Annotated in this window: 11 protein-coding genes; 6 read left to right on the forward strand and 5 right to left on the reverse strand. The window is 35.8% G+C overall.

What is annotated here, in order from left to right:
• Positions 1 to 33: 33 nt before the first annotated feature.
• From JET18_RS05545 to JET18_RS05560, 4 genes are read right to left on the reverse strand one after another with little or no spacing between them, the layout of a single operon-like run.
• Positions 34 to 1335, reverse strand: a complete 1302-nt coding sequence (locus JET18_RS05545; protein WP_202089618.1) for a phospholipase D-like domain-containing protein — start codon at positions 1333 to 1335, stop codon at positions 34 to 36.
• Positions 1336 to 2568 (reverse strand): DNA (cytosine-5-)-methyltransferase, encoded by a 1233-nt coding sequence (gene dcm, locus JET18_RS05550; RefSeq protein WP_202089619.1) that lies wholly within the window; start codon positions 2566 to 2568, stop codon positions 1336 to 1338.
• A gap of 48 nt (positions 2569 to 2616) precedes the next feature.
• Positions 2617 to 3006 carry a hypothetical protein gene (locus JET18_RS05555; RefSeq protein ID WP_202089620.1) on the reverse strand — a complete coding sequence of 130 codons (390 nt, stop codon included), beginning with the start codon at positions 3004 to 3006 and terminating at the stop codon, positions 2617 to 2619.
• Between the two features lie 6 nt (positions 3007 to 3012).
• Complete coding sequence (locus JET18_RS05560) at positions 3013 to 3438, reverse strand: very short patch repair endonuclease (protein WP_202089621.1); 426 nt, start codon at positions 3436 to 3438, stop codon at positions 3013 to 3015.
• 255 nt (positions 3439 to 3693) lie between these two features.
• Between JET18_RS05560 and JET18_RS05565 the strand changes: the two genes are divergently transcribed.
• From JET18_RS05565 to JET18_RS05580, 4 genes are all read left to right on the forward strand, one after another.
• Positions 3694 to 4077, forward strand: coding sequence for a helix-turn-helix domain-containing protein (locus JET18_RS05565; protein WP_202089622.1), 384 nt, complete (start codon positions 3694 to 3696; stop codon positions 4075 to 4077).
• 265 nt (positions 4078 to 4342) lie between these two features.
• Positions 4343 to 4852, forward strand: a complete 510-nt coding sequence (locus JET18_RS05570; protein ID WP_202089623.1) for a hypothetical protein — start codon at positions 4343 to 4345, stop codon at positions 4850 to 4852.
• A gap of 566 nt (positions 4853 to 5418) precedes the next feature.
• Positions 5419 to 7374, forward strand: a complete 1956-nt coding sequence (locus JET18_RS05575) for an AAA family ATPase (RefSeq protein ID WP_202089624.1) — start codon at positions 5419 to 5421, stop codon at positions 7372 to 7374.
• A 5-nt stretch (positions 7375 to 7379) separates the two neighbouring features.
• On the forward strand, positions 7380 to 8747 hold the full coding sequence (locus JET18_RS05580) for a 5-methylcytosine restriction system specificity protein McrC (RefSeq protein ID WP_202089625.1): 1368 nt from the start codon (positions 7380 to 7382) through the stop codon (positions 8745 to 8747).
• A 95-nt stretch (positions 8748 to 8842) separates the two neighbouring features.
• On the opposite strand, the gene JET18_RS05585 is transcribed toward JET18_RS05580, so the two are convergent.
• Positions 8843 to 10018: a T9SS type A sorting domain-containing protein gene (locus JET18_RS05585; protein WP_202089626.1), complete on the reverse strand. Its 1176-nt coding sequence runs from the start codon at positions 10016 to 10018 to the stop codon at positions 8843 to 8845.
• A 687-nt stretch (positions 10019 to 10705) separates the two neighbouring features.
• Here JET18_RS05585 and JET18_RS05590 point away from each other — a divergent pair.
• Together JET18_RS05590 and JET18_RS05595 are read left to right on the forward strand one after the other, a co-directional pair.
• A complete protein-coding gene (locus JET18_RS05590) occupies positions 10706 to 11707 on the forward strand; it encodes a hypothetical protein (RefSeq protein ID WP_202089627.1) in 1002 nt (333 codons plus the stop codon).
• Positions 11708 to 11725: 18 nt separating this feature from the next.
• The gene (locus JET18_RS05595) at positions 11726 to 12241 is read left to right on the forward strand and encodes a hypothetical protein (protein ID WP_202089628.1); all 516 of its coding nucleotides are present in this window, start codon (positions 11726 to 11728) and stop codon (positions 12239 to 12241) included.
• Positions 12242 to 12244: the final 3 nt, after the last annotated feature.

The raw sequence follows: 12244 nt of genomic DNA on the forward strand, positions 1-12244 counted from the left end.
TAATAAAAATATAATATTCATAAGGAGATAACATTATTCTTCATCCTGTGGAATTACATCATTATTCATAAAGGCCTCAAATGCGCCAATGGGTGCAAAGTCTATGCAGATTGTAGAATAATCATCTTTTTTCCGCCATAATCTTACCGAGTCTGTTTCTTTTATTTGAAGCCACTCACGGGTTACAAGCCTTCTTTCTTTTAAACCTAAAACATCAACTAATAACCATTGGCCTAATGCTGATTGTCCATACCTTTTTCCATTTTCATCATATTCTGTATTACTGCCGGATTGTAAACTTTTCATATTATCCTGAGTAACTAACGCAGGTATACTTTTTCCATTTGGAAGCTGGAGCCGAAAACGGACTTCGGGTTTATTCTTTTTTTCACCTTCATAAGCATCTCTGTATTTTTCAAAATCAAAAATGTTTTGAGTGAAGAAATTAGGATGCTTTTTGTGAAACTCTCTTGGGATTGGAATGTAAACTTCGTTTAATGGTCTTAGTGTATCATAGTTTTTATTTTTAGGTGCTGCATTCCAAGCATTTAAGCCTGACTTTTCTTCAACTTCTTTACTGTGATAAGAATATAATGGTAAATATATTTCAACTATATCTTTTTTATCTTCTTTAGTACTTTCTGCTAGACCAAGATATGCTTGAAGTAAAAATGAAAAGGGATCTTCAATTATCTTTACATCAAATTGATTTAAAATTAAAGTATCATGTTTTGTAGAATCAAATTTCTGCCAAATTTGAGAATCGCTGAAAGTATATTTATAATCTTTGTTGCCATCTGACCAGGAAAATGCTGTTGGGGTTAAAAAGAAATCTTTTAAACTGTTAGTATCTATAAGAGGATAAGCACACTCGTTAATTAAAAATTTCCCTTCATCCCGTGTTACATAATGATAAATATTACTATTCTCTGTAAGACCAAGCCGCTCATAGTCACTTTGCATTCGTAAATTTTTTATCTCTGAAATTTTATGGGCCAGGCCTTCAGGACTATTACGAAAAAGATTAATTTCATTTTGATAACGTTTTAGCTGCATTACCTTTTGAAATGTAGGTTTAGAACCCATCCAGGTCTTTATTCCAATACCAATTCTATTTGTACCAAAAACAGATAATACATCATGTGGTGTATTACCTATATCTACATTCTGACCATTAAATATTTTAGCAAAAACAGTTTCCTGAAATTTTGAGTCAAGATAAGGTATAAAGTCTCCTTGCTTTTGGCGGAAAAGATTGGACAATGCTCCATATACCTGTAAAAATTGAATATATTCACTACGCTGTTCGGCAGAATATTGTTCCCATACGCTCATTTATAAAACCTTTATAATCTGTTTACTAATTCTTTCAACTAAACTTGTGGTTACTGAATTTCCTGCCTGCATATATAGTTTACTGTTTGCGATGTTGGGCAGTATAAAATTTTCCATTGGATAACCTTGAAAAGCAAAACATTCTTTTGGAGTCAGCTTCCTGATACCAAAGTCATCTTTTATTAATGGGACATTGTGGCCACCAGCTCCCATATTAGCTGTTAAAGTAGGACAAACATTATTTTTATTTTCCCTTACATAAACACGTCTCCATTGATAAACAGTATCCTTATTTGTCATTATCTTTTTAAGTTCCGGATAGTACTGATGTGTTTCAGGATAATAAAATTTTTCATCTTGTTTTCCTTTCTCCAAAAAATCATGAATAGTCTTAGTAAGTTTCATTTCTTTAGGAAATTCAAACTGTTCATAATTAGGAACCTGATCCGGATCCAGAGCAACTATAAAAATTCTTTCACGATTTTGTGGAACATTTCCATGTGTCATTGAATTTAATACTTTATAGAATGCTTTATATCCTAGTTTTTCTTCTAGAATTTCAATAATTACTTTGAAAGTGTTTCCCTTATCATGAGATACCAAATTTTTTACATTCTCTAAAAAGACAACTCTTGGTCTGTGTTTCTCAATAATCTGTTCAATATCAAAAAATAAAGTTCCTCTAGTGTCTGAAAAGCCTTTTTGGTAGCCTGCTATAGAAAAGGCCTGACAGGGAAATCCTGCACAGAGGACATCTATCTTTTCATTTGGAATTCTGCTTTTTACTTCATCTTTTGTTATGTCTCCAAAAGGCGTTTCTCCAAAATTCTCTCTATAAGTAATTTTTGCATCCTTATTCCATTCGCTAGTGTAAATACATTTCCCTCCAGCGTTCTGCATAGCAATTCTAAAACCGCCTATACCAGCAAATAAGTCAATGAATTTGAAAGAGTAATTTTCAGGTGTAGGAAAAGGAACATTTTCTACCTCAAATAAAAATTGCTGAATAGCTTCTTCCTCAACTATTGATATATTATTCTCCTGCTTGTATTCTACATAGTTCTTTATCACCTGCATAGCATCTTCTTTGTAGTGAGAAGATAAACCATTGTGTATATTATGAAGATAATGAGTTAATACAGCCTCCCCATCTTCAATAATCCTGGATGGTATTGTTTGATAGGTTTTAGTATTTAATTCTTCAACGCTGATATTTTGTTTTGCTAGCTTCATTTCTTTCTAAATCAAAGCGCAATTTACAAAAAAGAGTACGAAAAATCCTTAAATTTTGGTAATAAGAATTTCTGTAGGGCTTATGAAGTCAATTCTAATTTTATCACCGATTTGGGCATTAATATGTGCATACCAGCTTCCTAAAAGTTTTAAATTTCTTGAGCCGTGAAATTGCTTAGCATGTATGCTTCCTGCACGGCTGCAACCAGTGGATTTTAATTGTACATTAGTTAAAAAGCCGTCGCTTGAGCTGCATGTATAAATATTGTTGTTTTGTGAATTACTATTTGTAATATCAAAATCTCTGGCAATGAATGCAGGAATTTGTAAATATCCCTCACCATATACAATTCCTCTAGATAAAGTATGTCTATGGTTCCCCCATTCTAAGTGGGCTTGTTTTAATGTTGTTATAAAACTATCTCCTGTGCTTGGCATATATGGTTATTTTTTTGTTTTTAATTTATTAATTTCATCTTCGATATGTAAAATAGATGTATTTAAATTCTTTTCAAGCTCTTTTGACCAAAATCTTAAAATTGTCCACCCCTGTTCAGATAATTTTGAATTCACTTCATTATCTCTCTGCATATTTCTTTCAATTTTAGGAATCCAATACTCTTGATTCGTTTTAAGCTTTTTCTTTCTTATTTCCCAGTCTTTTCCATGCCAAAACTCTCCATCAACAAATATGGCTAGTTTTATTTTTTTGAAAGTTAGATCAGGCTTCCCAAAGACAGATCTATTATTTTTACGATATCTATAACCTTTTGCAAACAAAGATTTAGCTAGAATTACTTCAGCTTTAGTACCCGTAGCCTTTATGGCTTGCATATTCTTCCTTCTTTGTTCTTTAGTTAGGTTGTCCATTTGTTAAAGTTACAGATTTTACATAAAATTTAAAACTCAATTAGTAAGTATTATTAAGATTTTATTGAATTTTGTAAATTAATATTATTTTTAAAAGCAAGGAGATTTTATGCTGTTACGAAGCAGGTTTAATGAAAATATGATGGTGATAGTTGATGTAATAATTTGTACTTAATAATATGACATATATCCAATTTTTGTAATTTCTAAACCCCAAATTTTCTTTATATTTGCGCAAAGCACATACAAATCATTATGGAAAAGCTAAGAAATCTAAGAAAGCAAAGAGGCCTCACTCAGGAATACATGTCAAACATTATTGCAACAGATGTTTCCAACTATTCCCGTAAGGAAAGTGGAGGCGTAAGGATCTATGACGACGAGTGGGAAAAGCTTGCCAAAGCTTTGGATGTTCCTGTGGAGGAAATTAAAGAAGATAGAGCTTCTGATTTAGTGCAGAATAATGACAACAATGGGGCAACTTTTAATGATCATGCTGGAAATTTTCAGTCTACAAATTATACCTATTGTAATATCCCGGATTATATATTAGAAAACCAGCAGGAATACATAAAAATCCTGAAGGAGCAGATTGACGCGCTGAAACAGGAAGTGAAAAGCCTTAAATCCAAAAGATAACGGATACTCTTTTCTAAAGAGAAATCATACCTTATATCATACTGCTTCTACGGAGGCAGTATTTTTTTTGGAATGTGTAAAAGCCTTTTTCACATTTTCATGTTTAAACCATCAATTTTTTCATTAAAAAATAAGGAGACATAAACCTCATTATTTAGTTTTAAGAATCTGATGAATGCCCACCAAAAATTTGCTGATGACGCGTTTTTTCAATGCTTGTACTCACTATATTTGGAATTATTAACCTCCAAAAACACACAAAATTATGGCATTAGACAATTTAATCAGTTTAAGTTTTTCCAGTGAAGAATTAGCAGCTATTGATCAGGCTTTGCAGGCAATACAGACTGCGTTGTCAGGAAAAACCATCAACCTTACTCCGGAACAGCGGCAGCAGTACGGGAGGATTGCAGAGCAGAATAAACTTTTCGTCAACAAAGCGAAAAACTATATGGAGCAGTATGCACAGCACGTTCCGGGATTTCTCGATAAAGCAGAATTCGACAGGGATTATACAGCCAGAGAACAAATCGAACAGCGTCTCCAGCGCCTGGACTCACTCCATGAGCAGCTATCCGATACTAAAGTTTTACTTGATCACGACAATTACCATAATGCGATCAGCTTTTACAGGAATATCAGATTCCTTTCCGAAGAAAATGTACCGGGAACCAATGTGATCTATGAAGATTTGAAACAGTTCTTCGTCACATCTCCACAAACTCCTGTTACTCCGCCACCGCCTGCAAATAATACTGACAGCCAGCCAGGATAACAGGAATAGAAATAACCCCAATGAAGAGCACGTTTACAGACGTGCTTTTTTATGGATGCATAATAAAATTAGCACAAGGAAAGCAAAAAGTCACCTACACCGGTTAAGCCGAAGGATAAAACGCCTGCTTCATAGAATCAATGCAATTGATTCCCTCTTTGCCCTCTTAAAATATACAGGTTCAGAATTGAACCTTTGCGATAAAAAAACAGGCTGTTTTCTCCCTGCTTTCTCCATCAGGATGCCTTTAAAGTGGCTTCATACACTTGGATAAACCCCTGGCTCCCCTTGAATAACCGGCTAAAGCCTCTCTACAAGTCCCCGGAACCCGTTATGCAAGCCTATCTACCCCCTTACCCAAGGGGGTAGATACCCTTTATGAAGGGGCTGTCGGCCGTTCGGAAGTGCCTCTGGAGGCTTATTGAAGAGGGTAGAGCCGCTTTTTAAGGATTTGGTATTCTTGTAGCCTTTGCTGGAGTGTTTTTTTGTTGAAAAATTACGTTTTCCCGTAAGCAGGAATTAAATATTTTTGGTATACTTGCCATGCATAAAACTAATAGACCAGAATGAAATATTGGCATCTACAAATGTGTTTACCTTACGGTAGGAAAGGCGGATTTTATGATTCCCGTCCTATACTAAAACATTCATCAGCTTTAATAGCCTCGGGAGAATGGGAAAGTCATCAATGTATAAATTTTAAAAACTTCGAAGGCGATGGTCTGGATCAGGGAGATATAGTTTTAGTCAGAGAAGGTAAAAGACCACTGGCATTAGTAAGGGTTTTGGATGATATTGCCTTTTATGAAAAAGAGCTGGAACAACAATTTAGACATAATTGGTTCAGAAAAGTTAATATTCTAAAATGGTTTGAAGATGACGAAGATTTTCCTCAGCCGCAGGGTACACTTCAGATCTTAAATAGTCCATATACAGATTCGTACAAATATATTCACGATAGGCTAAAGCAAATAACCAAAGAAACAAAAATGAAAGAAATAACTGATTTATTAAAGTATAAAAATCAAATTATCCTGCAAGGGCCTCCAGGAACCGGAAAAACAAAGCTTGCAAAAGAAATCGCTGAAGCACTTATCGATAAAGATGCTGTAATTGAAAAACCTGATGTCATTAATGCTGATGATATTAAGAAACTGATAAAAATAGGACAAAGAATAAAAACTGTTGGTGGTAGAGGAGATTATGAAATTAAAGAAATTAATAATGATACGTTATTAATTTCTACTTCAGGAGAAGATAGAAAGCCAACGATAAACGGAGTAATTTCTTTCTATAAAAATCATAAAAACGGTGAAAATTGGAATACTACCGATTTAAGTAATGTTCAGTTATATGAAATGGCTATAGCAAAATATATTTCTGAATTTTATGATTCATCAGATAGACTTGCCAATGAAGATAGCCAGCCGCAGTTTAAGCTCTTGCAGTTTCATCCAAGTTATACATATGAAGATTTTGTGAGAGGTATCGTTGCAGAAAGTAAAGGTAATTTTATAGAATATAAAAATGTAAATAAAACATTGGGGTTATTTGCCAAAACGGCTTTAGATAATTATTTAAATAGTAAAAAAGACATTTCAGTATTATCCAAAGAAAAATGGGTAGATCTGCAGTTTGATAGATTTGTGGAAAAAATTGCTGAAGATCTTAATAATGAAAAATATTTTAAGCTTACTGATAGTGTCAACATTGTTGATTTGGAAGATGATGCCTTTTTATATATAGGCACTGTTTGGAAAGGATATCAGCATAGAATGCCATTCAAAGATATTAAACAAGCTTTTTTAGATGGTAATACGATTCGTATAGAGCTTTCTAAGAATGCCAATATTTCCGGTTCTGCGAGACAGCACGCAACTTACTATGTAGCAGTATTGAAAGCCTTTTTGGAATTTATAAAAGATGAAAAGTATTCTGAAGAAAAAGGAGAAGTAAAGCTTAAAAATTATGTTTTGGTCATCGATGAAATAAATCGTGCAAATTTATCCTCTGTTTTGGGAGAGTTAATTTATGCTTTAGAATATAGGGGCGAAAAGGTTGACAGTATGTATAGTGTAGAAGGGTCCAGCAAATTAGTATTACCTCCGAACTTATATATTATTGGCACTATGAATACAGCAGATAGAAGTGTGGGGCACATTGATTATGCCATTAGAAGGCGATTTGGTTTTGTTGATGTTTTACCTAAAAATCTGAGCCCTGAACTACAGGATGACTTTGATGTAGACTTGTTTGTTTCAGTTTCAGAACTATTTATCCAGAATTATAGTGTTGATCAGGACTATGAAAATATAGTGCCCTCTGAATATTTGTCCTCAGATTTTGACCCTAAGGAAGTATGGTTAGGTCATTCCTATTTTATAAAACCGAAAGAATTGGATGCTGATATGGAAATGCGTCTGGAATATGAAATAAAACCCATCCTGAGAGAGTATGTAAAAGATGGAATTTTGAAAGAATCTGCTCTTGCCATGATAGAGAATTTATCAACAGTTAAGTAATCCATATGCTTCATATTTCAGAACATTTTGAATATTACAACAGAGATCATTTAGGAGCTTTCCGGAAACTTCAAGACTGGGAGACATATTTTGATCATGATATTTTGCAGGAAATTATTTATTTTGACATTCATGAGAAAAGGCGGTGTATCGAAATATTGCTGAAGAAGGAAACTGAAGATCATCAGTATGCCTGTAGCATTTCATCTTCTTATTTTATTGGCTTGGATCGTCTTCCCGGGTTTGGATTTTCTGTTTATATAGAACCTAAACTGAATAACGCGAACCAGCAGATTAACTACATTGAAATGCTGCTTGAAGCATTAAAAGAGCCTGAAAATTTTGAACACCTCGATAACCTGGTAACAACAAAATTGAATGATGAATGGATTGAAATAGAAAACCACCTGCAGCCTGTGCTTACTCCCTTTTTAATAGCCCAGTTTCTTTCTGTGACTAAGAGTATTATGAAGAAAGGTCTTAAAAAATCTTACTATGATGTTGAAGAAAATCTCAATAATAAGATTAAAGGTAAAATCATGGTCGGTCAGCAGATAAGAGAAAATCTGTTGAAAAACAGATTAACAAAAACTGCATGTAAATTTCAGAATTTTGGATATGATATAGAGGTTAATCAGTTTTTAAAATATGTGATGAGCCGCATAAGTTCTAGTTTGGATACTTATCATTCTATTAAAGACAGTCTGTCTCCAATCATGAAATATTGTATGGGAGGATTTCAGCAGGTCAGTCATAAATCCTTCACCAGTCTTAAATATAAAGAGAAGAATCCATTTTATAAAAATTATAATCTTGCTGTTAACCTGGGTAATCAGATTCTGGCTCTTCAGGATTACAATATTTCCCGAAAATCAAATAAGGAAAAATGTACCCATCCGCCATTTTGGATAGATATGAGCAAACTGTTTGAGCTATATGTTTACAGGCAGTTGCGTGAAAAATTCCCGGGAAAAGGTGAAGTTAAATATCATAATAAATACAACAGACAGGAATTAGATTTTATAATTAACAGTCAGGATACAAAAGCAGTAGTTGACGCTAAGTACAAGCCCAGATACAGAAATGGTAATCCTTCTATGGAAGATGCAAGACAATTGGCGGGATATACCAGATTGCGTAAAGTGTATGACGAGCTTGGCATTAGTGATGACCAGTTGATCCCTGCTTATTTTATTTATCCCGAAAATCTGCCGGAGCTTACCTTACCGGAAAATACAGATCATGTCTCTGAAGATGTGTTTGATGACTGCAATACACATTTATCTTTAGTTGACAGAAAAGCAGTAAGGTCTTCCACTACCTATAAGCAGATGTATATGCAGGCAGTTGACTTACCTTTTACTAATGTGTAATATGATAGTGGTAATAATTAATATTTTACTACATATAAAAAACAGCTGAAGAATCCCTCCTTCAGCCGTTTCTTTGAAAATAGTATATCAAGAATCTAATCCTGGATAATCATTTTTCTAGACCCCGTCACTTTTCCATCTGTCGTCATTTTATAAACGTAGGTACCGGATGGCAGATCTGAAGCGGAAAGAGTAATTGTACCATTTCCTTTTTCATGAAGTGGGAGGGATCTTACCAGCTGGCCGGAGATATTATAGATCTCAATAGAAGCTGTTTTGGCATTTTTGGGAAGATAATAGCTGATATTCGTTCCGTTTTTCGTAGGATTGGGAACATTCTGAGACAGTTTTGCAATATCTGATGATGAGGTTTCCATTGATAGGCCGTTCTTATTCAACAGCAGCTGTTTCAGCTCTTCTACCGTGTTTTCAAGGTTTTTAATGCGGTCTTCCAGTTGCATTATGATTTCTTCTGAAGACGCTGTTTTATTAAGTGGTGTATTGGAAACCATTACATTTCCGCTCGGATCTACAACCAGGGCGCGGCCGCTTCCTGTAGGCAGGTTCTCATGTCTTACCGTTCCTACGGTGTGAAAATTGGCGGTAGGAGTAAGCGTCAGGATGCCGACACTTTTATCCCTGATCAGCATTGTGGAGGTAGGAGATAAACCAAACATAATAGATAAGGGAATATTATTCGTCAGTTTTGCTCCTCCAGTTCCAGATCCGATCACAAAAGAACGGTTTCCGGTAGCGGCAAGATCAATACCGAATCCGCCGGAATAGACATCTTTAAGATCAATACCTACTCCTAATGCAAATTGGTTATGGTTTCTGATAATGTTTTTCCAGCCCAGAGCTACAGATTTGCTTGAGTTATTCAGAACAGCATTGTCCTGTCCGCTCACAATATTTGCGCCTCCGCCATTACTGAGGTCATTTCCCCAGCCGCTTACAATAGAACTTCCGGCTTGTCCCCCAAGAATATTTGACGATCCGGTGACGATGCTTCCCTTGACTTTCGCAACATTGGAGTTGTTCACTGCATCTACGATAAACGAACCTGCTTCGTTAAGGATAGCCTGCCCCGGATTGGCTGATGCGCCGTTGGTTCTGAGAAAAAAAGCTCGTGGGTCAACTGTACCGGCATAATCGGCCGGAGTGATTCCCGCATTTCCGGTGATCTGCCACTGCTGGGCACTAACAATGCCTGTAAAAAGGACCATAGCAGCTGCCAGGCCACTTTTCATGGATAATAATGATGTTTTCATAAATATTGAGTTTAATGGTTTTAGTTATCACTAATGTATGAAATATTATCATTGAAAAATATATTTAATCACGTTGAAGTGATTTTAATTTGATTATTATCTGTTGAAATTCAATGATAAAAGGATTGTGTTGGATTATATTTAATTTCTATGGACTTTATTTGTAAAATCTAATAATCTGGAAATTCGTTTAAACAGGATGATTTTAAAAATAAGTTTCGAGTAAAACTTTTTATCCTTCTTTATTCTTTAAACCAGAAAATAGAGTAGAGGGTTCTGAAACCTGATACTGTGAAAAATTCGGTGTAAACCCCAGATTATAAAATTCGGAAAACAAAAGGTCTGGAAAATACATCATATGAGTGTGTTTTTTTATTCGATAAGCTATTATTAATGATAAAAATCGGGCATAATTTTACAATCGGATGATTTTATTTTATAAAAAATCATTTTTTTTCCCGACAGTTTAAGTCCCTTCTGTTGCGACCATTAAGACCGCTTAATTCAAATAATGGCGGCCTGAATTAAGACTTAAAATCAAATTTTGGTATATAAATTGTTCATTTGGAGGTAATCATGAATTTTATTTTTAACCCTCTAAATTATATGAAAAATAATAATTTATTATAAAGTCGTATGAATAATTTAAATTTTTGCGCCATTAATAAGAAATTCACATTCTTGTTAATGGCTCTTTTTTACGGTATTGCCCATGCGCAATGCACAGCGTACACAGGTCAGGCAATGCTCCCCGGAGAAACCTATTGTCTTAATGGAAATCTTACTTTGACTAATGATATTACCATTCCTCAGGATGCACTTTTAATCATTGAACCGTTGGGGTCGCTTACTGTAAAAGGGATTACAGTAACCGGAAACCTGGAAATCCGTGAAAAAGCCAGTGTGAAGTCCGAAGGAGCCATATTGATTGGTGCTTTCGGAAGCCAGAAGAGTTCAAAGGTAAAACTGGGAACCAAGGCCTATCTGTCCCTTGTAGGATCTGTTTCACAGGGAGATCCTTCATTTTTCGGAACCTATCCCGGATCGATGTCTACGATTGATATGGGAACGTACAGCGTCGTGGAAATATGTGGAACATTCAATCAGCAGTCCACCACCTATCCATTTGTAAATTATGTGGGGGCGCCTCTGGGAAAAGCCTATTGCATTGCCAAAGCACAGGTAAGCGGCGGCGGAACTTCTATCCTCAGTAATGACAGCCAGATTGTAGCGATTGCCATGAATACGGTAACGGGATTGTCTCCCGGAAATGCAAGTTTCTGCGGACCCAACGCTACCCAGGCATCGTGTCCTGCTTTATGGCCTGCCGGACTTCCGGATGATAATTCTGTCTGTGGTTTTGCAGATGAAGTGGTGCATGAATTGGACGAGTATTGTACAAAACCTCCGGTTTCAGGAACCCCTGATGGCTTTACCAGAATGGGAATTACGGTACAGAAGAAAGCGGACAGTTGGCCGGGAAATATTCCAAATGGTTTTCTTGCCCTGGAATCAAAGACCAAGGGTTTTGTGATCACCAGAGTGCAACATGTCAGCCAGACTCCTCAGCCGGGCGATGCAGTGGCAGAACCGAAAGAAGGAATGATTGTGTATGATATCCAGGATTCCTGTGTAAAGCTTTTCAACGGGACCCAATGGAAATGTATTGAAAGAAGCTGTAATGATTAATCCTAATTTGTAAAGAATATGAATTCCATAAGAAATATAAGCATAGCGGCAGCATTGATTTTTTTTAACACTTTTAGTGCTCAGGTAGCGATAGAAAAAGAAGTCATTGACGGAAGCAGTACCCTTTTAGATTTCAATAATGTACCTGCGAACACAAAAGGTTTAATTCTTCCGGCTACACAGGGACTTCCTACAGCCAGTCCGGCAAACGGAACCTTTGTTTTCGATACTTCAGATCAAAAAGTAAAGGTTTACGAAAATAATACCTGGAAAGATCTCAGCGATCCGGGAAGCTCTGCAGCAATCACCGCTAATGCTTCGGATGAAACCGGAAACGGAGTGGTGATCGGTGTTCAGCCGGGTAGTGCAGAAGGAATATTGGTTCTGGAATCCCCGGACAAAGCAATGATTCTTCCTAAAATAGATACACCGCATCTGAATGTAAAAAATCCGTATCCGGGCATGATCTGTTATGATACTGCGAGCAAAACATTCGCCGTTTTTGACGGAACTGTCTGGAATTACTGGAAATAAAAA

Source organism: Chryseobacterium endalhagicum, from assembly GCF_016745235.1.
In the GTDB taxonomy this organism is placed as follows: Bacteria; Bacteroidota; Bacteroidia; order Flavobacteriales; family Weeksellaceae; genus Chryseobacterium; species Chryseobacterium endalhagicum.

Excerpts from the sequence above, each read along its gene's own strand:
- JET18_RS05595 (WP_202089628.1), top strand. The coding sequence starts at position 11,726 with ATGAATTCCATAAGAAATATAAGCATAGCGGCAGCATTGATTTTTTTT.
- JET18_RS05545 (WP_202089618.1), bottom strand. The coding sequence starts at position 1,335 with ATGAGCGTATGGGAACAATATTCTGCCGAACAGCGTAGTGAATATATT.
- JET18_RS05560 (WP_202089621.1), bottom strand. The coding sequence starts at position 3,438 with ATGGACAACCTAACTAAAGAACAAAGAAGGAAGAATATGCAAGCCATA.
- JET18_RS05585 (WP_202089626.1), bottom strand. The coding sequence starts at position 10,018 with ATGAAAACATCATTATTATCCATGAAAAGTGGCCTGGCAGCTGCTATG.
- dcm (WP_202089619.1), bottom strand. The coding sequence starts at position 2,568 with ATGAAGCTAGCAAAACAAAATATCAGCGTTGAAGAATTAAATACTAAA.
- JET18_RS05575 (WP_202089624.1), top strand. The coding sequence starts at position 5,419 with ATGAAATATTGGCATCTACAAATGTGTTTACCTTACGGTAGGAAAGGC.
- JET18_RS05590 (WP_202089627.1), top strand. The coding sequence starts at position 10,706 with ATGGCTCTTTTTTACGGTATTGCCCATGCGCAATGCACAGCGTACACA.
- JET18_RS05555 (WP_202089620.1), bottom strand. The coding sequence starts at position 3,006 with ATGCCAAGCACAGGAGATAGTTTTATAACAACATTAAAACAAGCCCAC.
- JET18_RS05565 (WP_202089622.1), top strand. The coding sequence starts at position 3,694 with ATGGAAAAGCTAAGAAATCTAAGAAAGCAAAGAGGCCTCACTCAGGAA.
- JET18_RS05580 (WP_202089625.1), top strand. The coding sequence starts at position 7,380 with ATGCTTCATATTTCAGAACATTTTGAATATTACAACAGAGATCATTTA.
- JET18_RS05570 (WP_202089623.1), top strand. The coding sequence starts at position 4,343 with ATGGCATTAGACAATTTAATCAGTTTAAGTTTTTCCAGTGAAGAATTA.